This window comes from Aurantiacibacter arachoides (assembly GCF_009827335.1).
GTDB lineage: Bacteria > Pseudomonadota > Alphaproteobacteria > Sphingomonadales > Sphingomonadaceae > Alteraurantiacibacter > Alteraurantiacibacter arachoides.
The window spans coordinates 1,602,746-1,626,368 of record NZ_WTYH01000001.1 but is presented as its reverse complement, the minus strand read 5'-3'; the positions used below and the strand labels follow the sequence as shown (position 1 = coordinate 1,626,368).

The window sequence follows — 23,623 nt, the reverse complement described above, 5'->3', positions numbered from 1 at the left end:
TGCCTCGGCGACTATCGGAACGGTCTCGGTTGCGGACTGTTCAGTGCTACGAAACCAGATTCCCTTAGGACCATGAAATGCTTAGCCTTAGCGGCGAATGTGACGGGACATGCGCCCCGGCTCACGATCTTCCCGACGCTGGACCAACAGAGGGCATCGCTGTTGCGCAAATGACCTCCGTCGATCCGCGGCAACTGGTCAAAGATCTGCGGGCTTTCGTAGCCCCGCGCCCTTCGCGAAGCCTGTTCGAGCTAGCGATCACCCTGGTGCCCTTCTTGCTGTTGAACGGGCTGATGCTCGTCGCAGTGAAAAGCGGTTATTTTTTTGCGTTGATCGTAACCGTGCCCGCCGGTCTTCTTTTGCTCAGACTCTTTTTGATCCAGCACGATTGCGGACACGGTGCTTTCCTGAAAAAAAGGCCCAGCAACGACTGGCTCGGCCGTGCGCTCGGTGTGCTTACGCTAACGCCTTATGATTGCTGGAGGCGTTCTCACGCGCTGCACCACGCAGGAACTGGCAATCTCGATGCTCGCGGCTTCGGCGATATCGATACCCTCACGGTTCGGGAATATCTCGACAGAAGCCGCGCAGGGCGGCTGCGTTACCGCTTCTATCGCCACCCACTCGTTCTGTTCGGAATCGGACCCGCGTATCTGTTTCTTCTGCGTCACCGCCTCCCGATCGGGCTGATGAAAGCTGGACGAATTTATTGGATCAGCGCGATGGCGACAAACCTCGCGACAGCTCTGTTGCTCACCGCCCTCATTTACCAGTTCGGCATCAGTGTTGTCCTGCTGACGCTGCTGCCCGTGCTGCTGATTGCTGCAATGGTGGGTGTATGGCTGTTTTACATTCAGCATCAATTCGAGGAAGCCCATTGGAACGTCGGCGCCGAATGGTCCTTTCATGATGCGGCGTTGCGGGGCAGCTCCCACCTCGAACTCCCCGCCGTGCTGCGCTGGTTCACTGCCAACATCGGCATTCATCATGTCCATCACTTGGTAAGCCGGATCCCGTTCTATCGGCTTCCCGAAGTGCTCGAGAAATTCCCACACCTGAGCGGCATCAATCGGTTCACCGCGCTTGATACGCTTGGCACAATAAACCTCGTCTTATGGGACGAGGAGCAGCGGCGACTGGTGTCGTTCGATCGAGCGACGACCGCAAGCCGTACGTAGCCTCCATTTATCCAACTGCCCGGTGCAGACGTGCAGGTCCGCTTCTGCAGGATGATCAGTCACCTCTGCGCGCCGACGCGCTTGCCGGCAAAAGGGTTGGGTACGCAGGCTTCGGCTGGCAAGGCCGGCCAACGTCCAGTTCCTGCTATATCGCTGGCCAAACGAAAGCGCCCGCCGGATCGCTCCGGCGGGCGCCTGTCATCAACGCGGTCGATAAAATCAAATGGCGCGGTCGCCGGCTTCGCCGACCGACTCGATGTCATTGCCAATGCCCTTGATGGTGTTGCAGGCGGTGGCGGAGAGGGCGAGTGCCGAGACGCCGACGGCGAGGAAAATCTTGCGGATCATGTCAAAGCTCCAGTGATGGACACATCGTCCATATTGGAAACGGAAACGCTCTTCGCGCAATCAGGTTCCAGCCGACTGGCTGCCGGCCACGATCACCTGCCGGCGCAGCGCCTGTTCGCGTCAGGCGATGATGACGCCGGCGGCGATGATCAGCGGCGCTCCGATCCAGGTCGCGGCGGGCGGCAGGACGGCGAAGAACAGCCAGCCATACAGGGTCGCCCAGACCAGCGCGGAGTAGTCCATCACGATCACGCTCGACACCTGGCCATAGCGCAGCGCCGCGGTGATAAGCAGCTGGCCGACCGTTCCGGCCACGCCGATGCCGGCCAGCAGCGCATAGTCGCCAATGGCATGGACGCGCATGGTGAAGGGCAGCGCGGGCAGTGCCAGCAGCGTGCTGATGGCGGCAAACCAGAACACGATCGTGACCGGTTTCTCGGTGCGGCCCAGATCGCGGATCTGGAGTGAAATGAGCGCCACCATGAAGGCTCCGCCCAGCGCCGCCGCCGCGCCGCCAAGAGGAATGGCATGGCCGCCCGGCTGGGCGATGATGAGCACGCCCGCAAAGCCCGCAACCACCGACGACCAGCGCCACAGACCCACCTTTTCATGCAGGATCACCATCGACAGGATCACCGCCCACAGCGGCGCGGTGAAGCTGAACGTGGTCGCCTCGGCCAGGGGAAGCAGGATCACCGCACCGAAATTGAGCACCATTCCGACGAACCCGTAGACACTTCGCATCAGGTGCGCGCGCGGCCGCTTCGTGCCGAGCGAAGCCAGCCCCCCGCGCGCCAGGGCCCAGCCCAGCAGCATGGGGATCGCAATACCCTGCCGCCAGAAGATGATCTCCGCGATGTGCACGCCGCGGTCCGACGCAATCTTGATCAGCGCCGCCATGGTGGCGATGCCGGCGATGCCGCCCAACCGCAGAACCAGCGCGAGCAGGGGCCGGTCGGTTGCGGATGCGGTCATGCCGGCGGCCATACGAAAAGGGCGGTGCCGGTCAATCGTTGTCGAAAGGCAGCCATTGTCGCCAGGCAATCATTGTCCGCAAGCAGGCCGTCACCATATGCGCGGCCGTGAAGCTGCCCGACGCCATCCTGTTTGCCAGTGACGCCACGCGCTACGTGATGGTGGGGGGCGCACTGCTGCTGATTTCGGCGCTGGCCATGGCGGGCGAACGCCGCCGCGCCAAACGGCGCCACGTGGACAACGTCGGCATCATGCCCTGGCGCGATATCGCCGCGCTCACCATGATGGCCGGGCTGATCGTCACCGTCTTCGGCGTGATGGGCTGGATCAGGGGTTAGCGGCGCCCTGCCGCATCGCGATACCAGATATCAGAGGCAGGCTTCTAGATAGGCCTGATCGTAGCCGAACTGGCGGGCCTTTTCGAGCGTGTAGGGCCTGAGCCCGCTCGAACGGAATTCGCCGATGATCCGCCCGTCGTCGCCCTCGTCCAGATATTCGAACGCGAACAGTTCCTGCGTCACGATCACGTCGCCTTCCATCCCGATCACCTCGGTGACGTTGGTGGTGCGGCGGCTGCCGTCGCGCAGGCGCTTCACCTGCACGATCAGGTCGACCGATTCGGCGATCTGGCGGCTGATGGCTTCCTTGGGGATCTTGATGTCGCCCATCAGGATCATGTTCTCCATGCGCCCCAGGCACTCGCGCGGGGAGTTGGCGTGGAGCGTACACATGGACCCATCGTGGCCGGTGTTCATGGCGGCGAGAAGGTCGAAACATTCCGCGCCGCGAATCTCGCCCAGAATGATGCGGTCGGGGCGCATACGCAGGGCGTTCTTGACCAGGTCGCCGATGGTGATGGCGCCTTGGCCTTCCAGGTTCGGCGGGCGGGTTTCCAGCGGCAGCCAGTGCGGTTGCTGCAGGCGCAGTTCGGCCGCGTCCTCGATTGTCAGCACGCGCTCGCCCGGGTCGATCATCTTCGACAGGGCGTTGAGCATGGTCGTCTTGCCCGAGCCCGTGCCGCCCGAGATGACCACGTTCATGCGGCAGGCACCGGCGATCTTCAGCGCAGTCGCCATCTTGTCGTCCATCGAACCGAAGCCCTTGAGCATGTCGATGGTGATCGGCTTCTCGGAGAACTTACGAATGGAGATCGCGGTGCCGCGCAGCGACAGCGGCGGCACGATAACGTTGACACGGCTGCCATCCTTCAGGCGGGCGTCGGCCAGCGGCGTGGTCTGGTCGACCCGGCGGCCGACCTGGTTGACGATGCGCTGGGCGATCTGGAACAGGTGGCTTTCATCGCGGAACTTGATCGGCGCGATGACCAGCTTGCCCTTCTTTTCGATGTAGGTCTGATCGGGGCCGTTGACCATGATGTCGGTCACGTCGGGATCGCCGAGCAATTCCTCCAGCGGCCCGAAGCCGAGGAGTTCGTCGATCAGCACCTTTTCCAGCGCGAACTGTTCGCGGCGGTTGAGGGTGACCTTCAACTCGGCCAGCACTTCCATGATGATCGGGCGGAATTCTTCCGAAAGCTCTTCCTTGGTCAGCGTGGCCGCCGCCTCGGGATCGACGCGTTCGAGCAGGCGGGGGAGCACCTGTTCCTTGATCTTGTGGACGCTCGCCTCGAAACCGCCGACTTCCTGCCTCTCGTGCACGGCATCGGAACGCTGCTGCAGGCGATTGAGCGCGTCTTCCTTGTCGCGCGGCCTGCCGGACAAGGACGCGCCTTCGTCGGGCAAGGGCGGGAACTGATCACCGCCGGACAGCGATCCGTTATCCTCGGTGCGCGGGCTCGAGGGCATGCCGCCACGCATGGGCTTGGCCACGCCGAAGCTGGGCTTGGCACCCTGAACGACGTTGCCGGCTCCGTTCCTGCGTCCGAAAGCGCTCATCTCATGCCCCTTACTTCATTCTGCGGGCGGTTGCGCACCGAGTGCCCGCCGTGTCCGAAACCGATGTTTCGCTCAGTTTGGTAAATTTTTCGCAAACCATCGCGACGCGCAGGTCAGTGGCGCTCGTACCAGTAAAGCGTCCGGGTCGGCAGCACCTCCACCTGCTTCACTATCCGTGCGCGTTGCGAAAGCAGGCTGGCAAAGTGCGCGTTGTCGTAAACCGGAAAGATATCGTCGCGCTGCGACAAGAGCGTTTGCACCATGGGATCGGACTTGTGCGGAAACTCGATGACACCGGTGGGTGCCAGCGCGGTCAGCCAGTCCGTCGCCATGTCGAGCGGCACGTTGCGGCCGATGGCGATGTGATGGATGAATGCAAGTGCGACCAGAGCATCGGCGCTTGCCCGTTCACCAAAGCCCTTGCGCTCAGCCTGCCCCCAGCCCTGCGCGGGACTTGGGTTAGCGGCATCCAGCCAAAGCGGTAGGAATGCGAGCTCTTCCTGACGCGCGCGGTCATACGCCAGTTCCAGTGCCGCGTGATCGAAATCGAAGCCGACGACGCGCCCGGCACCGCTTTCCAGGGCAACCTTGGAATAGTCCCCGCTGTTGCAACCGATATCGAACAGCAGGTCTGGTTTGCTGGCGCTGGTCATCTCGGCGACGAAGGCGGCCTTCGCGCGCGCTTCTTCGCTCTGATAGCTGTTTCGCCCGGCATAATCGCCCCAGACCGTGGCGTGGGATGGAACGTTGAGACCAGCGATCGCCCGCCGCAGACCGTCCAGCATGCCCTTCATGGCGTGCAGGGGCAGGCGCGTTTGGCGATATTTGGCGGAACCCTGCGCAGCCTTGACCGACCGGTTCTGCATCGCAGCCTGGGCGACGACATGGGTCATGACGGTCCAGCCCAGCTTTTTGCGCATCGGCAGCAACCGCGAGAGATCTTCAGGTGCAATGCCCTCCAGATTGCCGCGGAACCAGTGATTGGGCTGCGTTTCCAATGCCGACCACATCAGCAGCGGATTGAGAAACTGCATGCAGAACTGCCGATGTCCGGCCCAGATTTCGCCGTCCTGGTAGGGGCGGATCGAAAGGTGATCGATGAAGAAGGGCCGCGTGCCATCGAACTGGACATTGTAGGCAGTGGCATCCGACAGCGTGAACCCGGCTTCGAGCAGGTCGAGGTGGAAATCCAGATGGAACAGGGCTGCGGCCTTGTGCAGCGAGAAGCTCCATTCGTAGGGGTACGATACGAAAGGCACACGCGGATGCTCGAGTATGTGGGCAGCCGCCACGTCAGGCAGAACGTCGTTCGACACCGCGGAATAGTCCACCAGTTTGCCCGCGTCGGAAAGGCGGCGCAGGATACCCTCGCTCTCCGCTTTCTCGAATGCCGGCGCTGCGGACGGCATCACCGCGCGCAGGATGCGTTGGTCGGCAACATAGATGCGCCCCCCCGGATCGCGGAACGATCCCGGCTCGATGTAGGCTGGAACGCTCACTCTTCGTTGGCCCCGGCCTTGCGGTCGCGCACGAAGAAGCTCTTCACGCGATAAAGCTGCGTCCGGAAAAACAAAGTGGCGCCGGCAATGCCGCCGATGACTGCCTGCAATATGATGCTGCCCGTCGCAGGATCGAGATAGGCATGCGCCGGCGCGGCGACGCTCAGCATCGCAACAAGGCCGGTCAAGGAGATCAGGGTCTTGGCTTTCATCGTAATTCCTCGGGATTGAAAGACGCGATTTCGCTTTGCAGGATGTGAAGCATTTTGCCTTACAAACGGTTAATTGCGCACCGGAACGGGCAAGGCGCGGCGTTCGGTGGGGACGGATCTGGCATTCATGAGCAGCATGGCGGGGCGTGCGGCGAGGGGGCGCGGCGCGGAGCGGAAATCGCGGGCGCGGAAGTCTGCCATGAGGGTTTCCAGCGCGTAACTGCCTGCGAGCTCAGCCGCCGGCTCGCCGGGAACGCGAATGGCAAAGAATGCCGAGTGGGCCATCAGCAATTCGCGGTCGGTCAGCTGTGGCCCCCCGATGTATGGCACATAGGGGGAAATGCGCGAACCGTGATCGCCATGGATCAGCACGATCGCCTCCCGCCCGGCGGCGGTTCGATCCAGCGCGTCCAGCATTGCAGCAATCTTCCCCTGGACGCAGCGGACCTGATCGGCGTAGGCACGTTCACGCGCGGCGGGTGTGCCTGGGCCATGCTCGTCAAGCCACTCACGTTCGGGCTTTGCTCGGCATTGCGGATCGAGGATGTAGGGATCGTGGGGAAGCAACAGATGCGCCACACGCGCCTTTCCCCGTTGCAGGTCAGGCAATTCGTCGATGAAACGGTCGAATTGCCGGACAGCGGCGAGCGGCAGCAATTTCGCCCGATTGTAGGGACGGCGGCCGGTGAGCTCGAAAGCGTCATTGGCAGCCAGTTGCAGTGCCTCCGCCGCACGGCTGGGGAAGCCGGTCAATTGCAGAAGCGTAAACCCCATGATCCGGGCGCGTTCGACAGCCGTCAGGTCAGTATCCAACAATGCGGCCAGATCGGATCGCTCGTACTTGCGGCAACGCGTCAACGGCTGGTTGACGCACATGTCGAGGTAGGTCGGCTGGAGCACGCTGGTGCGGTAGCCCCGGGTATCCAGATCGGTGAAATAGGCAAGCTCGTCAGCAACGGCATATTGCACGTCGACGCCGCCCTCACCGAACGGGGCGGTTCCGTATGAGAACAGGTACGGCAACGAATTCACCGTCTTGACGTGACGGCTGTAGGCCCCGGGATAGGTCTGGAAACCACGCTGCGCAAAAAATGCAGACTGCTCGGCCCGCAGCTGCGTGTAGTGCTCCGGGCCGAGGTCCATTCCCCCAAGACCAAGGTATGAATCGAGGACGAGGTGAACGATGGCCGGGCGATCCGTCATCGGGCGATCGCCGGATTGCAGGACGCGTGCCGAATTGTCCGGCCGCACGGGCGCACCTAAGCCTGTCGTCAAAGTAACAAACTGGAACAAGGCCACGGTGCCGAACATGGCGAGAGCCATCTTCAACAGCAGAGGTTCTGCGAGAAACGCGATCACGGCCAGAACAAGCCACAAAGCGTAGAACCAGCCCAGATCGATCTCGGCAGACAGGTCCGCAGCGATGGCGACGACCAGCCCGGTCATCACAGCGCCGAGAAGCGACCCGATAGCGCCGCGCAGCGCGGCCAAGACGAACGCCACCGCCACAATCCCGGCGACGACGACTGCGACCTCGGGGCGGAAGAGGGGATAAGCATGGTAGTTGAGCAGGTTGAAGAACCCGGCCAGACCGGCAGCGAGGCTGGCCGCGAACAGCAACCACCGCGCTGGGCAAGGTGACGAGCGCACGAATTTTCGCGCAACGGAACTGGCAGCGGCAGAGAAAACCATGGCCAGCGCTCTAGAAGCGGCATGGTTAATTCCGCGCTAAACGGGTCACGAATAGGGTGCGATATACCGCTTGCGGGATCGAGCACGGCCTCTACTGGCATGCTCATGAAGCATCCCCAGGAATCAATGCAGTCCGATCGGGCCGGACTGCTCTATGCCCTGGCCGGCTTCTGCTTGCTGTCCTTGGGCGACGCGATCATCAAGGGTATTGCCGACCAGTGGACACCGCCGGCGGTGGCGGCCTTTCGCTATGTCCTGGGCGCCATTGGCCTGTCTGCGATCCTGTTCGCGCGCGAGGGCTCCGCGCCCTTTACCAGCATTCCCAAGCTGCGCGTGCAGCTTTTACGTGGCGCGGCCGTGGCGACAGCAACGCTGGCGTTTTTCGGCAGCATCTGGCTGATGCCGCTGGCCGATGCCGTGGCGATCACCTTTACGCAGCCGATGTTCACCGCCCTGCTGGCGGCCCTCTTCCTAGGGGAACGGCTTCGCTGGGCCACCGTGGCAGCTACCCTGGTCGCGTTTGTGGGTGTGCTGATCATCCTGCGGCCCAACTTTGCCGCCATCGGCGTTGCCGCGCTGCTGCCGTTGTTGAGTGCCCTCGCCATGGCCGTGCTGATGACCGCTAACCGGGCGGTACGCGGCGTGGGCAGCGTGCTTGCCGCGCAGGCCTATGTTGCATGCGGTGGGGCCCTGGTGCTGATGCTAGCGGCCGGCGCGGGCGCGGCGTCGGGCGATCCACGGTTCGCCCTCTATTGGCCCGAATGGCATGTGCTGGCCCGCGTTGCCTTTGTCGCCTGTTCCGCCACGGCGGCCCACTGGCTGGTGTTCAAGGGCACAGAGCGCGCGGGCGCGGCCACAGTGGCACCGATGACCTATGGCCAGCTGCTGGTGGCCACGTCCCTTGCATGGGTGTTCTTCGACGAGGCGCCCGATGCCATCGCAATGCTGGGCGCTGCGCTTATCGTGGGCTCGGGCCTGTGGCTGTGGTGGCGGGGCCGCGCGAAGGATCTTTCCGGGTCCACGCGGTGATCTGCCGGCCGTGCATGGGCACCGTCACCCCGCGCTCGTAATGGGCGGCGAGGGCGCCCTCCACGAGATATTCGGCGGTTTCATTCTGCAACGTCATCGGGCGGTCCGCGGTGACGATCACCCCGGGCCGCGTGGCGAGCACGCGTGCAACCTCCTGCACCTGGTCGACGGGCAGCGCGCCATCCTCCAGGGAATTGTTGAGGTGATCGGGATAGACGTAGGCGGTAGGGACGCAGCTGCGGGTCATGCGGTACAGCGCCGTTGGCCCATCCCACAGCCATAGACAGCGCGAACCCGAGACATGAGGAGCAATAGCTGCTGCGAGGGCATTGGCCGCCTGCCGCTCGTCCTGCGATTCCCGCGCGCGCTGCGGCATCTGGAGAAGCAGCGCAAGCGACAAGGTCAGCACCACGCCGGGGTAAGCGCGCAAGGGGCCGGTCCGATCCAGAATGGGCACCGCGACCAAGGCCACGGGTGCGCTGAGCGCGGCGTAGTAATAAAGATAGATCTCGCGCGGGAGGAACACCGATGCCAACCCCGCCAGCGACCAGCCGGCGAAAAACAGCCAGACGCCGATCGGTTCAGGCCGTTTCATGCGAAAGGCAGCATAGAAGCCACAGGCCGCCAGCATCGACAGCGGCAGCGTGCCAATCAGGTCCTCGCTCGCCCAGCGCCCTTCCGGCCCGGGGTCCCTGTTGAAGAAGCTGAAAAAGTTGGCGTGAAGAAACGCGTCAAAGTGCCCGACCGCGAGATAGAACAGGCCCACCGCGATTGTCGGCATTAGGCCCGCCATCACGAACAGTATGGCCCGGCCGGCCAGCGTCCGCAGGTCCGCCCCGCGTCGATGTTCGACCCACAGCGCCCACGATCCGAAGAACACGCATTGTGGCAGAACCGTATATTTGACCTGGAGCGCCAGGCCGCCAAGCAGCATTGCCACCATCGCGCGCCGGGTAAAGCGGGGGTGGTCTCCATCGACCAGCAGTAGCGCCATGCCCAGCACCAGCGGCAGGAAGAACACCTCGCTTTGCGCCGAATAGCTGGCATAGGCGCACATCAGCATGGTCTGGATCGCGGCGGCGATGGTGGCCGATGATCGGCTGGCGAGCTTGCGCGCCAGACGATAGGTCAGAACGGCCGAGGCAAAGGCGAACAGTGCACCCACGAACTGGTAGGCAAGGGCCCCCGGGCCGAACAGGGCGTGGCTGAGGGCAAAAATGGCGAACAGGCCGAACGGCTTGCGGTCCCACCAGTCGACGAATGGCAGCTCGCGCTGGGTCATGCGCCAGCCGATATAGCTGTAGAGCTGTTCGTCGAAATCGGCGACGGGATCGCCGAACCAGATGCCGCGCGTGGCGATGACCAGCAGCGCGAGCAGGACGTAACATAACACGTCCCCGCACATCACGGCGTCGGACCAGCGGCGCTTGCCGGGCACCGTTGGCGCTGTCATCATGGTCGGGCTCGGCATCGTGGCTGCCTTGGCACCTTCATGGTTAAGGAAGTTTTATGGGTGCGTCCGAAGCCGGTCTGTGCTGGCTGTGCAGCCGCCCCCTCGGCCGCAAGGTGCAGCAGCATCATGTCGTGCCCAAGGCGAAGAAGGGGCGCGAAACCGTGCCCGTCCACCCCATCTGCCACCGCGCCATCCATGCCAACTTTACCAACGCCGAGCTTGTCCGCGCTGGCGGCGCGCGCGAACCGTTGCTGGCCAATGCCGAACTGGTGCGCTTTCTCGGCTGGATCGCCGACAAGCCGCCCGACTTCCATGCGCCTACGCAAAGGCCCAAACGGGCCTGAGGCTGGGAGGGCAGGGGACGTGGCCTGGGGCGTGTCGAAAAAAAAGGGGGCCGCAGCGCGCCGCTACGGCCCCCTTTTCTGCTTGGAGGCGAAGGTTCGCCCCGCCTAGTCGTCCATCAACTGCTGCATCAGGTAGACGATCTGCATGGCGCGCAGGCGGGCGCGCTGTTCGTTGTCGACGCCACCGGAGTGCCCGCCCGTGGTATCCTCGAAATAGAGGTAATCGTCGCCGTTCGCCGCCATGCGCGCGGCCGCCTTGCGCCCGTGGCTGGGATGCGTGCGATCATCAGCGGTGGACGTGACGTAAAACACCCGCGGGAAGTCCGCCCCGCTGTTGAGCGCCTGATAGGGCGAATAGGGCTCGATCCATTCGCGCTGTTCAGGAATGCGCGGGTCGCCGTATTCGCCGATCCACGATGCGCCCCGGCCGATGTATTGGTAGCGCAGCATGTCGAACAGCGGGATCTGCACGATCGCGGCGTTGAACAGGTCGGGGCGCTGGGTGAAGGCCGTGCCCACCAGCAGGCCGCCCTGGCTGCCGCCCTGCACGCCGAGATGTTCGGGGCTGGTGATGCCGCGCTCCACCAGGTCCTCGCCCACGGCGATGAAATCGTCCCACGTGCGCTGCTTGTTCTCGCGGATGGCGCCCTGGTGCCATTCCGGCCCGAACTCGCCGCCGCCGCGCAGGTTCGCCAGCACGTAGGCACCGCCGCGTTCGAGCCACATGCGGCCGGTCGAGCCAAGGTAGCTTGGCACCTGCGACACCTGGAAGCCGCCGTAGCCATACAGCAGCGTCGGCGTCGTGCCGTCCATCTCCATGCCCGCCGGCCGCACGAGGAAATAGGGGATGCGCGTGCCGTCCGCGCTGGTTGCCTCGTACTGCTCGATCGTCATGCCTTCCGCATCGAAGCGGGCCGGCGCTTCCTTGACCGGCACCGGGTCCACGCCGTTCTCGGCGTAGTAGTAGGTGCCGGGCGACAGGAAGTCCGTGCTGGTGAACATGATCTGGTCGGTTTCGTCCGATGCGGTGGCAATGCCGACCGTGGCGTTTTCCGGCAGCGCAATCCGCTGCGAGCGCCAGGCCCCGTTCTCGTAATCGAACTTCAGCACCTGGCCGCGCACGTTGTCGAGCAGGCTGACATACAGGCTGTTGGCGGTGGAGGCCGACCCCTGCCGCGTCTGCCGCTCACCCGGTGCCCACACCAGCGTGCGGGTGACATTGTTGGGATCGGCCTTGAACGCTTCCAGGTCCACGGCGATCAGGGAGTCGGCGGGAAAGGTCTGCGTGCCGTCGTTCCATTCCACGTCGGTGGAAAACAGCATGTGGCCATCCACGATGCCCGCCGGCCCGGCCTTGGCGGGAATTTCCAGCGGCACCCATTCGCCGTCGACCTCGAAGTAATAGGCGCGTTCATGGAACGAGAGTCCGCGATAGGCCATGCGGCCATGGACGGTGCCCGCCGTGTCGCGCAGCAGATAGGCGCCGGCGGAAACGTCGCCGCTTTCGCCCCGGAAGATCTCGCGCGCCTCTGACAGGGGCGTGCCGCGTCGCCATTCGCGGGTGGTGAAGGGATAGAAACTGTCGGTGAGGGTGCCCTCTCCGAAGTCGCGACCGACGAGCAGTGTATCCTGGTCAACCCAGTCCGCGCTGCCCTGGCTTTCGGGAAGTTCGAACCCGCCTTCGACGAAGGACAGGGTTTCGAGATCGAATTCACGCACGACGCTGGCATCCTTGCCGCCGTCGGACAGGGAGACGAGGCAGCGCGTGCCGTTGGGCGGCAGGCAGGAGAAACCCTGGTAGACCCATTCCTTGCCTTCCGCCGCCGCCAGGGCATCGACGTCGAGGATGGTTTCCCATTCCGGCGTATCGGTGCGCCAGCTTTCCAGCGTGGTGCGTCGCAGAATGCCCTTCGGGTTGTTTGCATCCTGCCAGAAATTGACCATCCCGTAATGGGTAAAGCCGACGCCCGGAATGCGATCTTCCGCATCGAAGATGGCGAGCGCCTCTGCTTTCAATTCCTCGAAGCGCGGGTCGCTCTCCAGCGCGGCCACGGTGCGCGCGTTCTCGCGGCCCACCCATTCCAGTGCGCGGTCGCTGCGGGTTTCCTCCAGCCAGATGAAAGGATCGTTCTCGGCTTCGAATTCGGTGTTGGTCACGGCATCGGCATCCTGGGCAAGCGCGGGAGGGGCAGCGGTCGCCGCGAGCGCCAGGCAAAGCGCCAGCGCACTGGTGGAAAGAAGTTTCATCTGGTGGACTCCCGAAGCGGACTAGAGGTGGTTTCTGCTGTATCCAGTCTGGCGACTGGCCCAGCGAAGGCAAGTCCTTTCCTGCGCGAACCCACTGTCCAAGCACGAAAAAGGGCGCCGTTGCGGGCGCCCTTCACGTTCTCGTAAAAAAGGAGATGATTGTCAGCCCTCGACGTGTTCCGCCAGCACCGTCAGGCCATTTTCGCCGACTTCGGCAAAACCGCCACGCACCTCGATCCGCTCGGGCTGGCTGCCCGGGGTGGCGTAGATCTCGATCGCGCCGTCGCGCACGGTGCTCATCACCGGGGCATGGCCTTCGAGCACGCCGAAATCGCCTTCGCTGCCGGGAACGACCACCATGTGGACATTCTCGGACCGGACCAGCTTTGTCGGCGTGACGAGTTCGAAATGCAAAGCCATCGCGATCAGGCGTCCTCGGCCATCTTGGCGGCCTTTTCGACCACCATGTCGATCCCGCCGACCATGTAGAACGCGGATTCGGGCAAGTGATCGTATTCGCCGTTCACCACCGCCTTGAAGCTGCGCACGGTGTCTTCCAGCTGCACGAACTGGCCGGGGATGTTGGTGAACACCTCGGCAACGTGGAACGGCTGGCTGAGGAACTTCTGGATCTTGCGCGCGCGGGCAACGGTCAGCTTATCCTCCTCGGAAAGCTCGTCCATGCCCAAGATGGCGATGATGTCCTGCAGGCTCTTGTACTTCTGCAGCGTCTCCTGGACGCGGCGCGCGGTATCGTAATGCTCCTGGCCCACGACGCGCGGCTCCAGCACGCGGCTGGTCGAATCGAGCGGGTCCACCGCCGGGTAGATGCCCAGTTCGGAAATCGCGCGGTTCAGCGTGGTTGTCGCGTCAAGGTGGGCGAAGGAGGTGGCGGGCGCCGGGTCGGTCAGATCGTCCGCGGGCACGTAGATCGCCTGCACCGAGGTGATCGAGCCCTTGGTGGTAGAGGTGATGCGTTCCTGCAGGTTGCCCATGTCGGTCGACAGCGTCGGCTGGTAACCCACGGCCGAGGGGATGCGGCCGAGCAGCGCCGACACTTCCGAACCGGCCTGGGTAAAGCGGAAGATGTTGTCGACGAAGAACAACACGTCCTGGCCTTCCACGTCGCGGAAGTATTCCGCCATGGTCAGGCCCGACAGCGCCACGCGGGCACGGGCGCCGGGCGGCTCGTTCATCTGGCCGAACACCAGTGCCACCTTGGAGCCTTCGGAAATCGCCTCGCCTGCCTCGTTCTTGGCGATGACGCCGGCGTCGAGGAATTCGTGGTAGAGGTCGTTGCCTTCGCGGGTGCGTTCACCCACGCCGGCGAAGACGGACACGCCGCCGTGGCCCTTGGCGATGTTGTTGATCAGTTCCTGGATCAGCACGGTCTTGCCCACGCCAGCGCCGCCGAACAGGCCGATCTTGCCGCCCTTGGCGTAGGGCGCCAGCAGGTCGATGACCTTGATGCCGGTGACGAGAATGTCGGCATCGGTCGACTGGTCGATGAAGGCCGGGGCCTCGGCATGGATCGGCGAGGTCATCTCCGCGCCGATGGGGCCACGCTCGTCGATCGGCTGGCCGACCACGTTCATGATGCGGCCGAGCGTCTTGGGACCAACGGGCACGGAAATCTGCGCGCCGGTGTTGATCACCTCCTGCCCGCGGACGAGACCGTCGGTGCCATCCATGGCGATGGTGCGCACGGTGTTCTCACCCAGGTGCTGCGCCACTTCGAGCACGAGCGTGTTGCCGCGGTTCTTGGTTTCCAGCGCGGCGAGGATGGGCGGCAGATCGCCTTCGAAGGTCACGTCGACGACGGCGCCGATCACCTGGCTGATGGTGCCGTTGCCCGACATGTTCGGGGCACTCTGGTTCATTGCGGGGGCGGTTGCCATGGTTCTTGTCCTAAGCGTTGAAGGCGAAGTTGTGTGGTAAATCAGTCAGCAGTTTGGGCGCAGACGGCCTCGGCGTCCTGGATCATCCAGTTCTCGCCGCTCTCGTCGACCATCAGCGTGGCACTGTCGCGCATGTATTCCTCGTCGCCCAGCGCATAGTCGCAGCTGGCGGTCTCGGCGCCCATCGCGCGGCGGCACACGGCCTGGGTAACGGGCTCTGCATCAGGGCAGGCCTCGGCATGCAGGGTGGTGAACAGTTCCTGGTCCGCCGGTGCGAGCGTGGTGGTCGGCACGGGCGCGACGGTGGCGGTCGGCGCGGGGGCGGGCTCCTCACCACAGGCGGCGACGAGGGCGAACAGGGGGAGGGCAAAAAGGATCTTGGTCATGGGTGTGTCTTCGTAATCCGTGTCTTGAGCGATGGCGCGCGGAAGGGGGGTCGTCGGGGGTAACGTTCCTGCGCCAACTTATTTCTCGCCTAAAGCGCCTCGGCGCCGGCGATGATTTCGATGAGTTCGGTGGTGATCGCGGCCTGGCGGCTGCGGTTGTACTGAATGGTCAGCTTGTCGATCAGGTCGCCGGCGTTGCGCGTGGCATTGTCCATGGCGGTCATCGATGCGCCCTGTTCGCTGGCCTCACGCTCGATCAGCGCGCCGAAGACCTGGGTCTTGACGTATCGCGGCAGCAGTTCGGCAAGGATTTCCTCCTCGTCGGGCTCGTAATCCACGGCCGCGCCGTTCGCCGCCACCGCCACGCCTTCGGGCGAGGGGACGGGGATAAGCTGCGCGGTAACGGGATCCTGCTGCAACGCGGACTTGAACACCGGGTAGACCAAGTGGGCGACATCGAACTTGCCGTCCTCGAACATGGCCAGCAGCTCTGCGGCGATGTCCTCGGCCTCGGCAAAGCCGGGCTGGCGCACGGTGCTGGTGTCGAACTCGCGCTTGATGGCGCTGGCATAGTCGCGCTTGATCGGCGCACGGCCCTTCTTGCCGACGAGGTAGAACTCGACGCTCTTGCCCTCTGCCAGCAGGGCGCGGGCGCGCAGCTTGGCTTCCTTGACGATGTTGGAATTCAGACCGCCGCAAAGGCCCTTGTCGGTATTCACGACCACCAGCAGGTTGCGCTTGTCGCTACCCGTGCCGGCGAGCAGCCTGGGGCCGCCATCCGTATCCACCTTGCCGGCGATGCTGGCCATCACGGCAGCCAGACGCGTGGCATAGGGACGCGCAGCCTCTGCCGCGGCCTGCGCGCGGCGCAGCTTTGCCGCCGCGACCATCTGCTTGGCCTTGGTGATCTTCTGCGTCGACTTGACCGACTTGATGCGGTCCTTGAGTTCTTTCAGCGAGGCCATTTCGGCTCCCTAGTCAATCCGGTCAGGCTCAGGCGAACTGCTTGCCAAAGGTGTCGAGCGCGCCCTTTACCTGGTCGCGGGTCGAATCCTCGAATTTGCCGGTGTTGCGGATTTCGCCCAGCACGTCGGCATGCTCGTTGCGCATGAAGCTGAGCATGGCAGCCTCGTATTCCGTAACCCGGTCCACCGCGACATTGTCGAGGTAGCCGTTCGTGCCAGCGAAGATCGAGACGACCTGCTCTTCGACCGGCATCGGGTTGAACTGCTTCTGCTTCAGCAACTCGGTCAGGCGCGCGCCGCGGTTGAGCAGCTTCTGCGTCGAGGCGTCGAGGTCGCTGCCGAACTGGGCGAAGGCGGCCATTTCGCGATACTGGGCCAGTTCCAGCTTGATGGAACCTGCAACCTTCTTCATCGCCTTGGTCTGCGCGGCGCCGCCCACACGGCTCACCGAGAGGCCCACGTTGATGGCCGGACGGATGCCCTGGTAAAACAGGTCGGTTTCAAGGAAAATCTGGCCGTCGGTGATCGAAATCACGTTGGTCGGGATGTAGGCCGACACGTCGCCCGCCTGCGTTTCGATGATCGGCAGCGCGGTCAGCGATCCGCCGCCCTGGCTGTCGTTCATCTTGGCCGCACGCTCAAGCAAACGGCTGTGCAGGTAGAACACGTCGCCGGGGTAGGCTTCGCGGCCCGGCGGGCGGCGCAGCAGCAGCGACATCTGGCGATAGGCGACGGCCTGCTTGGACAAGTCGTCGTACACGATCACGGCGTGCATGCCATTGTCGCGGAAGAATTCGCCCATCGCCGCGCCGGTGTAGGGGGCAAGATACTGCAACGGGGCGGGTTCGGATGCGGTAGCGGCGACGATGATGGAATATTCCATCGCGCCGTTCTCTTCCAGCGTCTTGACCAGCTGCGCCACGGTGGAACGCTTCTGACCCACGGCGACGTAAATGCAGTAGAGCTTCTTGCTCTCGTCGTCGCCGGCGTTGTTGGTCTTCTGGTTGATGAAGGTGTCGATCGCCACGGCGCTCTTGCCGGTCTGGCGGTCGCCGATGATCAGCTCACGCTGGCCACGGCCCACGGGGACGAGCGCGTCGAGCGCCTTGAGGCCGGTCTGCACCGGCTCGTTCACCGACTGGCGCGGGATGATGCCTGGGGCTTTCTGCTCAACCGGCATGCGCTTCACGTCGGTGATCGGACCCTTGCCGTCGATCGGGTTGCCGAGCGCGTCGACAACGCGGCCGAGCAGGCCCTTGCCCACTGGCACGTCCACGATGGTGCCGGTGCGCTTGACCGTGTCACCTTCGCCGATTTCCTGGTCAGAACCGAAGATCACGACGCCGACGTTGTCCGCTTCCAGGTTCAAGGCCATGCCCTGCACCCCGTTGGCGAATTCCACCATCTCGCCGGCCTGCACCTTGTCGAGGCCGTGGATGCGGGCGATGCCGTCACCCACCGAGAGGACGGTGCCGGTTTCGCTGACTTCGGCTGCGGAGCCGAAATTGGCGATCTGGTCCTTGATGACCTTGGAGATTTCTGCGGCGCGGATTTCCATGTGGGTTCAGCCTTCTTGCGTTGGGCTACTCAGGCGCTCTTCATGGCCTGGGCGAGGGAATTGAGACGGGTGCGGATCGAGCTGTCGATGCGCTGCGATCCGATGGTGACGACGAGACCGCCGAGCAGGTTCGGGTCGACCCGGCTGGTGAGCTTCACCGTGCGGCCTTCGCGGGCGCGCAGCTTGGTTTCCAGCGTCGTGATCTGTTCGTCGGTCAGCGCATGGGCACTGGCAACCTCGGCCTGGACCTCGCCACGCTGGGCGGCGGCGATGGCGGAAAAGGCGCGGATGATCGCGGGCAGATCGGCCACGCGGCGATTATTCGCCAGCACGCCGAGGAAATTGCGGGTCAGCGCGCTCAGGCCAAGATGGTCCGACAGACCGTTCATCACGCTGGCGATCTGATGACGCTTGATTTCCGGGTTACGGATCAGCGCGCGCAGTTCAGCCGATTCGCGCAGCGCGCCGGCGAGATTTTCGAGATCGGTCTCCGCCGCGGTGACGGTGCCGCCCTCGCTGGCGAGATCGAACAGGGCACTGGCGTAACGCCCTGCCAGGCTGGCCTTGATACCGGCGGTAAGTTCCACGCTTGGGGGTCCTCTTGGGTCCGGGTGACGGAGATATGGGCGAAGGTAATCAGGATGCGGTCAACGCACCCTGCCAAAGCTGGCGCGCGCCTAGCAGGCGAGGTGCAGGGATGCAACCCGGCGTGCAGGCTTGGCCCGCTATTCCGCAGTCCCGGACGGTTGCGCTGGCGAGCAGCGGTAGAGCAGTCTTTCGTTCGGGCTGGCGGGCAGGGCGGCAATGACCGCGCCCTGCGCTTCGCCCAGCGTGCGAGCAGCATCACGGCCGGCGCCGCACTGGGGCGCGGTATAACTGCCGCGAGCGGCGCGTGCCGCGGTCATGGCCTCGCGGTCCAGCAGATAGCGTTCCATCACCAGTTCGCGGTTGGCGGGATCGAAGCGGTTGACCGATACGGCTGCCTCCGTCGCAGGCACGAACACGCGGCTCCACGTCTCTTCGGCCAGACCGTATTGCGTGCGTGCGTTGACGCAGCCTTCCTCGCTCCAGGCGAGCGGGATGTCGGCCTGGGGTGCGCCCGTGACGCGGCTGCGTTCGGGATCGAGCACGCAGACATAGTCGCCGCCCGACCCGGACACGGCGATCGGGCCGGCGTCGGCGCCATCCTGTTCGTCGTACAGGGCATCCTCCACACGCTTCTCGATGTCGGTGAAGGGCGGGCGGGTGAACCAGGCGACCAGCGCACCGACCAGGGCCGCGACCGCCACAACGCCTGCCGCGGCACGCTTTCGGAACGCGCGCTGCACGTGAAACCAGGCCGCCACGCCGCCCGCCGCCGTACCGATCAGCAGCGCCAGGAAGGCAAGCGCCATGCCGTTTGCGCGCGAATCCATGACGGCGTAGCCAGCCTCGCGGCGCAGCGCCTCGGTGCGGAGGGCGATGGCGTCTGCATCGCGCTCGGCCGCCTCGGCCGCGCGTGCGGCGGCGGCATCGCGGCGAGCGCGGTCCTCGGCATCCAGCATGGCGAGGGAGCGGCACTCGCCAGCATTCACCTGCGGAGACACGTCGTTCGCGCGCAGAAATGGCAGCAGCTCGCGGTTGGATACGGCGAAGAAGAACTCGGCGTCCGACCCCTGGCTTTCCGCGCCGAAGGAATTGACCCCGATCACCCTGCCGCACTCGTCCACCAATGGCCCGCCACTGTTGCCCGCGGCGATGGGTGCGGTGTGCAGCAGCGTGTCCATCTCGCGGCTCGGGCGGCGGCCGGAAAGGAAGCCCGTGGCGGTAACCGGCGGCTGGGCTCGGAACAGGTCGGCGAACTCCAGCCCCTGCGCCAGGTCGACATTGCGCGGGTAGCCGATGGCGGTGACGGTGCCGCTGGTGGGCGGGTTGCCCGAAATGGTCAGCGGCGCCAGGCGCAGCGGCTCCGTCGTGGTGAGCAGGGCCAGGTCGTTGCGTTCGCTGACGGCGACGATCCTGGCATAGACCGCATTCTCCCCGTCCGCCGGGACGATGCCGATGGCCAGCCGCTCGTCCTCCAGCGCCTGGCGGATAACGTGGGCGTTGGTCACGATCTGCTCGCGCCCGATGGCAAAGCCGGTACCGTGGGAAATGGGCAGCAGTTCCGGCCCATCGCTGCCCACGATCACCACGCGCACCACGCCGCGCGTCGCCGCCTGGATGTCGGCAGGGTCGGCAAGCGCGGGGGTCGCCAGCGCGGTGACGAGAAGAGCGAGGAGGGTGAAAAGCTGGCGCATCGCGGCTTTTTGTAAAGCTCCCGGCATTGACCGCAAGCTTCGGGACGCGCAGCCTGTGGGCAGTCGCTAGGCAGGCTTGATGACACACGACCAACTCACCGACGATCAGCGCTGGGACATCGCGCTCGCCAAGGACCGCCGATTTGACGGCGTGTTCGTGACCGGCGTCCATTCGACCGGCATCTATTGCCGCCCGAGCTGCCCGGCCCGCGCGCCGCTGCGCACCAACGTGCGCTTCTATGCCGGGCCGGTGGATGCCGAGGCGGCGGGCCTGCGCGCGTGCAAGCGGTGCGCGCCCGACCAGCAGAGCCGCGAGGAGGCCGCCGTGCTCGCTGTGCTGACTTTGCTCCGCGACGCCGCAGGCCCGCACTCACTGGACAAGCTGGGCGCGGCAACCGGCTATTCGCCCGCACACCTGCAACGCCTGTTCACCCGCGCCGTGGGCCTCTCACCCGCCGCTTACGCCCGTGCGCTGCGGCGGGAGCGGGCCGACGCAGCGCTGTCGGGACAGGGCAGGGTAACCGATGCCATCTACGAGGCGGGCTACAGCGCGCCTTCGCGTTTCTACGACGAGCGCAAGGACACAGGGTTGAGCGCCGGGGACTGGAGCAAGGGCGGGGCCGGGCGGCGGATCGAATGGGCGGAGGTTGCAACGACGCTTGGCCCGATGCTCGTCGCCGCGACCGACCGGGGGGTGTGCTGCCTCGCCTTCGGAGAGGGCGAGGCGGACCTTCGCGCGCGTTTTCCGAACGCCGAGCTGGTAGCGGGCGGAGCCGCGTTTCGCAGGCTGCTCGACCAGGTGGTGGCGGCGGTCGAGACGCCGGGCACGGGCGATCACATCCCGCTCGACGTGAAGGGCACCGCATTCCAGCACCGCGTGTGGGAAGAATTGCGCCGTATCCCGCCGGGCGAAACGCTGAGCTATGGCCAGCTTGCCGCGCGGGTGGGCAATGCCCGGGCCAGCCGCGCGGTTGGCGGGGCGAACGGGGCGAACCATGTCGCCGTGCTCATCCCCTGCCACCGGGTCATCGCGGGTGACGGTACGCTGGGCGGCTATGCCTACGGGCTGGCGATCAAGCGGGAACTGCTGGACCGGGAAGGCAACGGCGATTGACTGGCGCGGCCGCGCGGCTGACAAGCGCGGGCATGGACAACACCGCCGCACCCGCGCCCGCGCCTCTGCACCCTCTCACCACCTTTCAGCGTGTCGTGCGGTTTCCCCTCGTCGCGCTGGTGCTGGGGTTGCTCGTGTTCGCCGTGCTGATGGCGGCAGTCTTCGGCGTGCTTGGGGTGGTGGCAGCCGTTGCGGGCGTTGCGGAAAACGACACGCCGCCAGCTTGGCTTGCCGATTACGTGCTGTCCATCCTGCTGACGGTCGGGTCTGTCCTCTTGCTCAAGATCGCGGTCCGCCACCTCGGGGAAGAGCCGCGCGATGACTTGCCGTTCGATGCCCGCTCGCGCGATTTTGGCTGGGGCATCCTGTTTGCCGGCTTGCTGATGAGTGCGATCGTCGGGGTCACCGCATTGCTGGGAGGATACCGGATCGATGGCTGGGGCGGCAGCACCTCGCTGGCGTTCATCATTCTCAGCGCAGGTTTTCAGGCAGCGTTTTTCGAGGAAATCCTGTTTCGCGGCGTGATCTTCCGTTTCGTGGAGGCGTTCGCGGGTAGCTGGGTGGCGCTGCTGGTGTCGGCCTTGCTGTTCGGTCTGGTGCACTGGTCCAATCCCAACGGAACGCTGCTTGCCGCCCTCGCCATTGCGATAGAGGCCGGTGTTCTGCTGGGCGGCGCCTACATGCTGACGCGCAACCTGTGGCTCGCCATCGGGCTGCACTGGGGCTGGAACGTGGTGCAGGCCTATATCTGGGACGTCGCGGTGTCGGGCATCGCGGTCGACGGGATGCTGGATGCGCGCCCCGCTGGCGACCCGCTGATTTCAGGCGGGAGTTTCGGCCTCGAATCGTCGGTGGTGGCGATGGTCCTGGCGACGGGAACGGGCCTGTGGCTGGTATGGATGGCAGCGCAACGCGGCCACGTGGTGCAGCCCTGGTGGGTCCGGCGGCGGCGCGGTCTCAGTCTTCCTGCGTCGTCCGCGCCGCTCGCGCCCATGCAGGCGAAGCCGGTTCAAGCGTAGCCAGAAACGCCTCGGCACTGTCGAGGTAATCCTGCCGCTTGTCCTCGTCCATCCGGTCCCAGGTGGGAAAGATGCGCCCCACGCGCGGATTGACCTCCAGCCGATCGCGGTGGCGGGTCATGAAGTGCCAGTAGAGCGGATTGAAGGGACAGGCCCCTTCGCCGGTTTTCTTCGCGGGTGAGTAGCGGCAGCCCTTGCAGTAGTTGCTCATCTTGTTGATGTAATTGCCGCTGGCCGCATAGGGTTTGGATGCCAGTTTCCCGCCATCGGCGTAGAGGATCATCGCCGCCACGTTGGGCAGCTCCACCCATTCATAGGCGTCGGCATAGACGACCAGATACCAGTCCTGCACTTGCTGCGGCGAAATCCCCGCGAGCAGCGCGAAATTCCCCAGCACCATCAGCCGCTGGATATGGTGCGCGTGAGCGTTGTCGCGGGTGGAGCGCACGCAATCTGCCAGGCAGGCCATGTCCGTCTCGCCGGTCCAGTAGAATTCGGGCAGGGGTCGGTGCGCCTCCAGCGCGTTGGCGTCCTGCAACTGCGGCATCTGGTGCCAGTAGAACCCGCGCACGTATTCGCGCCAGCCGATGATCTGGCGAATGAAGCCTTCGACGCTGTTGAGCGGTGCCTTGCCATCGCGATAGCTTTGCTCGGCCCGGCGGCACAGCTCCAGCGGATCGAGCAAGCCAAGGTTGATGCTGGTGGACAGCATGGAGTGGAACAGGTCGTCCTCCCCCGCTACCATGGCATCCTGATAGGGGCCAAAGTTCTCGATCCGCTCGGCAAAAAAGGCATCGGCCGCTTCTTCCGCTTCCTCGCGGGTGACGGGCCATTCGAAGCGTTCGAGGCTGCCGAAGTGATCGGCGAACTGCTCCTCGACCAGTGCGATGCAATCCTGCGTGATGGCGTCGGGTTCGAACTTGAGGCGTTCGGGCGCGGACAGACCTTCCTGGGGAGGCTTGCGGTTTTGCGCATCGAGGTTCCATTCGCCGCCCAACGGCTTGTCGCCGTCCATCAGCAGCCCGGTCTTGCGGCGCATTTCGCGGTAGAAATACTCCATGCGCAACTGCACGCGATCCTCGGCCCAGTCGCGAAATTCTGACAGGCTGGCGACGAAGCGGTCGTCGGGCAGGATTTCGACCTCGCAGGCGAACTTGTCAGGCCATTGCGCGATGGCCTGCTGCACGCGCCATTCGCCAGCTTCCACCACGCGGATGGCGCGCGGATCGAGCCGCTCCACCGCGCGAGCGACCTCTCCGGTGAAACTGCCCGCGTTATCCGGGTCGGTCAGCTTGACGTAATCGACCTGCCAGCCGGCATCCTCCAACTCGGCGGCGAAGTGGCGCATGGCGGAGAAGATCAGCACGATCTTCTGCTTGTGGTGTTTCACATAGGTCGCCTCGTCCCACACCTCCATCATCAGGATGACGGTATCGTCCTTCGTCCGTCCACGCAGGCTGGCGAGGGTACGGGTCAGCTGGTCGCCGAGAATGGGGACGAGGATTGGGCGCTTGGTGTCGGATGCCATCGCC

Annotated in this window: 22 protein-coding genes; 6 read left to right on the top strand and 16 right to left on the bottom strand. The window is 64.8% G+C overall.

What is annotated here, in order from left to right:
• Positions 1-170 precede the first annotated feature (170 nt).
• Positions 171-1,178, top strand: a complete 1,008-nt coding sequence (locus GRI62_RS07915; RefSeq protein WP_131452799.1) for a fatty acid desaturase — start codon at positions 171-173, stop codon at positions 1,176-1,178.
• Between the two features lie 219 nt (positions 1,179-1,397).
• Here the strand turns inward: GRI62_RS07915 and GRI62_RS07910 are convergent, their stop codons facing one another.
• The gene (locus tag GRI62_RS07910) at positions 1,398-1,526 is read right to left on the bottom strand and encodes an entericidin A/B family lipoprotein (protein WP_131452798.1); all 129 of its coding nucleotides are present in this window, start codon (positions 1,524-1,526) and stop codon (positions 1,398-1,400) included.
• Between the two features lie 120 nt (positions 1,527-1,646).
• Entirely contained in the window at positions 1,647-2,513 is an 867-nt protein-coding gene (locus tag GRI62_RS07905) for a DMT family transporter (protein WP_234027393.1), read from the bottom strand.
• Between the two features lie 95 nt (positions 2,514-2,608).
• Between GRI62_RS07905 and GRI62_RS07900 the strand changes: the two genes are divergently transcribed.
• A complete protein-coding gene (locus GRI62_RS07900; protein ID WP_131452797.1) occupies positions 2,609-2,839 on the top strand; it encodes a hypothetical protein in 231 nt (76 codons plus the stop codon).
• Positions 2,840-2,869: 30 nt separating this feature from the next.
• On the opposite strand, the gene GRI62_RS07895 is transcribed toward GRI62_RS07900, so the two are convergent.
• From GRI62_RS07895 to GRI62_RS07880, 4 genes are all read right to left on the bottom strand, one after another.
• Entirely contained in the window at positions 2,870-4,396 is a 1,527-nt protein-coding gene (locus GRI62_RS07895) for a CpaF family protein (RefSeq protein ID WP_131452796.1), read from the bottom strand.
• A 113-nt stretch (positions 4,397-4,509) separates the two neighbouring features.
• The gene (locus GRI62_RS14660) at positions 4,510-5,895 is read right to left on the bottom strand and encodes a methyltransferase domain-containing protein (protein ID WP_234032731.1); all 1,386 of its coding nucleotides are present in this window, start codon (positions 5,893-5,895) and stop codon (positions 4,510-4,512) included.
• On the bottom strand, positions 5,892-6,107 hold the full coding sequence (locus tag GRI62_RS07885; RefSeq protein ID WP_131452795.1) for a hypothetical protein: 216 nt from the start codon (positions 6,105-6,107) through the stop codon (positions 5,892-5,894). Before GRI62_RS07885 ends, GRI62_RS14660 begins: the two co-directional genes overlap by 4 nt.
• Before the next feature lie 69 nt (positions 6,108-6,176).
• The gene (locus tag GRI62_RS07880) at positions 6,177-7,727 is read right to left on the bottom strand and encodes a hypothetical protein (RefSeq protein ID WP_131452794.1); all 1,551 of its coding nucleotides are present in this window, start codon (positions 7,725-7,727) and stop codon (positions 6,177-6,179) included.
• 177 nt (positions 7,728-7,904) lie between these two features.
• On the opposite strand from GRI62_RS07880, the gene GRI62_RS07875 reads away from it, so the two are divergent.
• A complete protein-coding gene (locus GRI62_RS07875; protein ID WP_234027392.1) occupies positions 7,905-8,828 on the top strand; it encodes a DMT family transporter in 924 nt (307 codons plus the stop codon).
• Here GRI62_RS07875 and GRI62_RS07870 read toward each other — a convergent pair.
• A complete protein-coding gene (locus tag GRI62_RS07870; protein WP_160731844.1) occupies positions 8,758-10,284 on the bottom strand; it encodes an ArnT family glycosyltransferase in 1,527 nt (508 codons plus the stop codon). The genes GRI62_RS07875 and GRI62_RS07870 overlap by 71 nt on opposite strands.
• A 53-nt stretch (positions 10,285-10,337) precedes the next feature.
• Here GRI62_RS07870 and GRI62_RS07865 point away from each other — a divergent pair, with 53 nt between their 5' ends.
• The gene (locus tag GRI62_RS07865; protein WP_131452792.1) at positions 10,338-10,625 is read left to right on the top strand and encodes an HNH endonuclease; all 288 of its coding nucleotides are present in this window, start codon (positions 10,338-10,340) and stop codon (positions 10,623-10,625) included.
• A 105-nt stretch (positions 10,626-10,730) separates the two neighbouring features.
• Here the strand turns inward: GRI62_RS07865 and GRI62_RS07860 are convergent, their stop codons facing one another.
• The 8 genes from GRI62_RS07860 to GRI62_RS07825 all read right to left on the bottom strand — a co-directional run bounded on the left by GRI62_RS07860 (position 10,731) and on the right by GRI62_RS07825 (position 19,958).
• Entirely contained in the window at positions 10,731-12,872 is a 2,142-nt protein-coding gene (locus tag GRI62_RS07860) for a prolyl oligopeptidase family serine peptidase (protein ID WP_131452791.1), read from the bottom strand.
• Positions 12,873-13,034: 162 nt separating this feature from the next.
• Positions 13,035-13,292 carry an ATP synthase F1 subunit epsilon gene (locus tag GRI62_RS07855; protein ID WP_131452790.1) on the bottom strand — a complete coding sequence of 86 codons (258 nt, stop codon included), beginning with the start codon at positions 13,290-13,292 and terminating at the stop codon, positions 13,035-13,037.
• 5 nt (positions 13,293-13,297) lie between these two features.
• A complete protein-coding gene (atpD, locus tag GRI62_RS07850) occupies positions 13,298-14,770 on the bottom strand; it encodes a F0F1 ATP synthase subunit beta (protein WP_131452789.1) in 1,473 nt (490 codons plus the stop codon).
• 41 nt (positions 14,771-14,811) lie between these two features.
• Entirely contained in the window at positions 14,812-15,156 is a 345-nt protein-coding gene (locus GRI62_RS07845; protein WP_131452788.1) for a hypothetical protein, read from the bottom strand.
• Positions 15,157-15,245: 89 nt separating this feature from the next.
• On the bottom strand, positions 15,246-16,121 hold the full coding sequence (locus GRI62_RS07840; RefSeq protein WP_131452787.1) for a F0F1 ATP synthase subunit gamma: 876 nt from the start codon (positions 16,119-16,121) through the stop codon (positions 15,246-15,248).
• Positions 16,122-16,149: 28 nt separating this feature from the next.
• Positions 16,150-17,679, bottom strand: coding sequence for a F0F1 ATP synthase subunit alpha (gene atpA / locus GRI62_RS07835; protein ID WP_131452786.1), 1,530 nt, complete (start codon positions 17,677-17,679; stop codon positions 16,150-16,152).
• Positions 17,680-17,708: 29 nt separating this feature from the next.
• Complete coding sequence (locus tag GRI62_RS07830) at positions 17,709-18,266, bottom strand: F0F1 ATP synthase subunit delta (RefSeq protein WP_131452785.1); 558 nt, start codon at positions 18,264-18,266, stop codon at positions 17,709-17,711.
• Positions 18,267-18,404: 138 nt separating this feature from the next.
• A complete protein-coding gene (locus tag GRI62_RS07825) occupies positions 18,405-19,958 on the bottom strand; it encodes a S1 family peptidase (protein WP_131452784.1) in 1,554 nt (517 codons plus the stop codon).
• 79 nt (positions 19,959-20,037) lie between these two features.
• On the opposite strand from GRI62_RS07825, the gene GRI62_RS07820 reads away from it, so the two are divergent.
• Positions 20,038-21,072 carry a bifunctional transcriptional activator/DNA repair enzyme AdaA gene (locus GRI62_RS07820; RefSeq protein ID WP_131452783.1) on the top strand — a complete coding sequence of 345 codons (1,035 nt, stop codon included), beginning with the start codon at positions 20,038-20,040 and terminating at the stop codon, positions 21,070-21,072.
• Positions 21,073-21,104: 32 nt separating this feature from the next.
• Positions 21,105-22,091, top strand: coding sequence for a CPBP family intramembrane glutamic endopeptidase (locus GRI62_RS07815; protein ID WP_131452782.1), 987 nt, complete (start codon positions 21,105-21,107; stop codon positions 22,089-22,091).
• On the opposite strand, the gene GRI62_RS07810 is transcribed toward GRI62_RS07815, so the two are convergent.
• Complete coding sequence (locus GRI62_RS07810; protein WP_131452781.1) at positions 22,030-23,619, bottom strand: cryptochrome/photolyase family protein; 1,590 nt, start codon at positions 23,617-23,619, stop codon at positions 22,030-22,032. The two genes, GRI62_RS07815 and GRI62_RS07810, sit on opposite strands and share 62 nt — an antisense overlap.
• Positions 23,620-23,623 lie beyond the last annotated feature (4 nt).

Coding starts and splice junctions, on each gene's coding strand:
- GRI62_RS07915 (WP_131452799.1), top strand. CDS start 171: ATGACCTCCGTCGATCCGCGGCAACTGGTCAAAGATCTGCGGGCTTTC.
- GRI62_RS07910 (WP_131452798.1), bottom strand. CDS start 1,526: ATGATCCGCAAGATTTTCCTCGCCGTCGGCGTCTCGGCACTCGCCCTC.
- GRI62_RS07905 (WP_234027393.1), bottom strand. CDS start 2,513: ATGGCCGCCGGCATGACCGCATCCGCAACCGACCGGCCCCTGCTCGCG.
- GRI62_RS07895 (WP_131452796.1), bottom strand. CDS start 4,396: ATGAGCGCTTTCGGACGCAGGAACGGAGCCGGCAACGTCGTTCAGGGT.
- GRI62_RS07885 (WP_131452795.1), bottom strand. CDS start 6,107: ATGAAAGCCAAGACCCTGATCTCCTTGACCGGCCTTGTTGCGATGCTG.
- GRI62_RS07875 (WP_234027392.1), top strand. CDS start 7,905: ATGAAGCATCCCCAGGAATCAATGCAGTCCGATCGGGCCGGACTGCTC.
- GRI62_RS07870 (WP_160731844.1), bottom strand. CDS start 10,284: ATGATGACAGCGCCAACGGTGCCCGGCAAGCGCCGCTGGTCCGACGCC.
- GRI62_RS07865 (WP_131452792.1), top strand. CDS start 10,338: ATGGGTGCGTCCGAAGCCGGTCTGTGCTGGCTGTGCAGCCGCCCCCTC.
- GRI62_RS07860 (WP_131452791.1), bottom strand. CDS start 12,872: ATGAAACTTCTTTCCACCAGTGCGCTGGCGCTTTGCCTGGCGCTCGCG.
- GRI62_RS07855 (WP_131452790.1), bottom strand. CDS start 13,292: ATGGCTTTGCATTTCGAACTCGTCACGCCGACAAAGCTGGTCCGGTCC.
- atpD (WP_131452789.1), bottom strand. CDS start 14,770: ATGGCAACCGCCCCCGCAATGAACCAGAGTGCCCCGAACATGTCGGGC.
- GRI62_RS07845 (WP_131452788.1), bottom strand. CDS start 15,156: ATGACCAAGATCCTTTTTGCCCTCCCCCTGTTCGCCCTCGTCGCCGCC.
- GRI62_RS07840 (WP_131452787.1), bottom strand. CDS start 16,121: ATGGCCTCGCTGAAAGAACTCAAGGACCGCATCAAGTCGGTCAAGTCG.
- atpA (WP_131452786.1), bottom strand. CDS start 17,679: ATGGAAATCCGCGCCGCAGAAATCTCCAAGGTCATCAAGGACCAGATC.
- GRI62_RS07825 (WP_131452784.1), bottom strand. CDS start 19,958: ATGCGCCAGCTTTTCACCCTCCTCGCTCTTCTCGTCACCGCGCTGGCG.
- GRI62_RS07820 (WP_131452783.1), top strand. CDS start 20,038: ATGACACACGACCAACTCACCGACGATCAGCGCTGGGACATCGCGCTC.
- GRI62_RS07815 (WP_131452782.1), top strand. CDS start 21,105: ATGGACAACACCGCCGCACCCGCGCCCGCGCCTCTGCACCCTCTCACC.
- GRI62_RS07810 (WP_131452781.1), bottom strand. CDS start 23,619: ATGGCATCCGACACCAAGCGCCCAATCCTCGTCCCCATTCTCGGCGAC.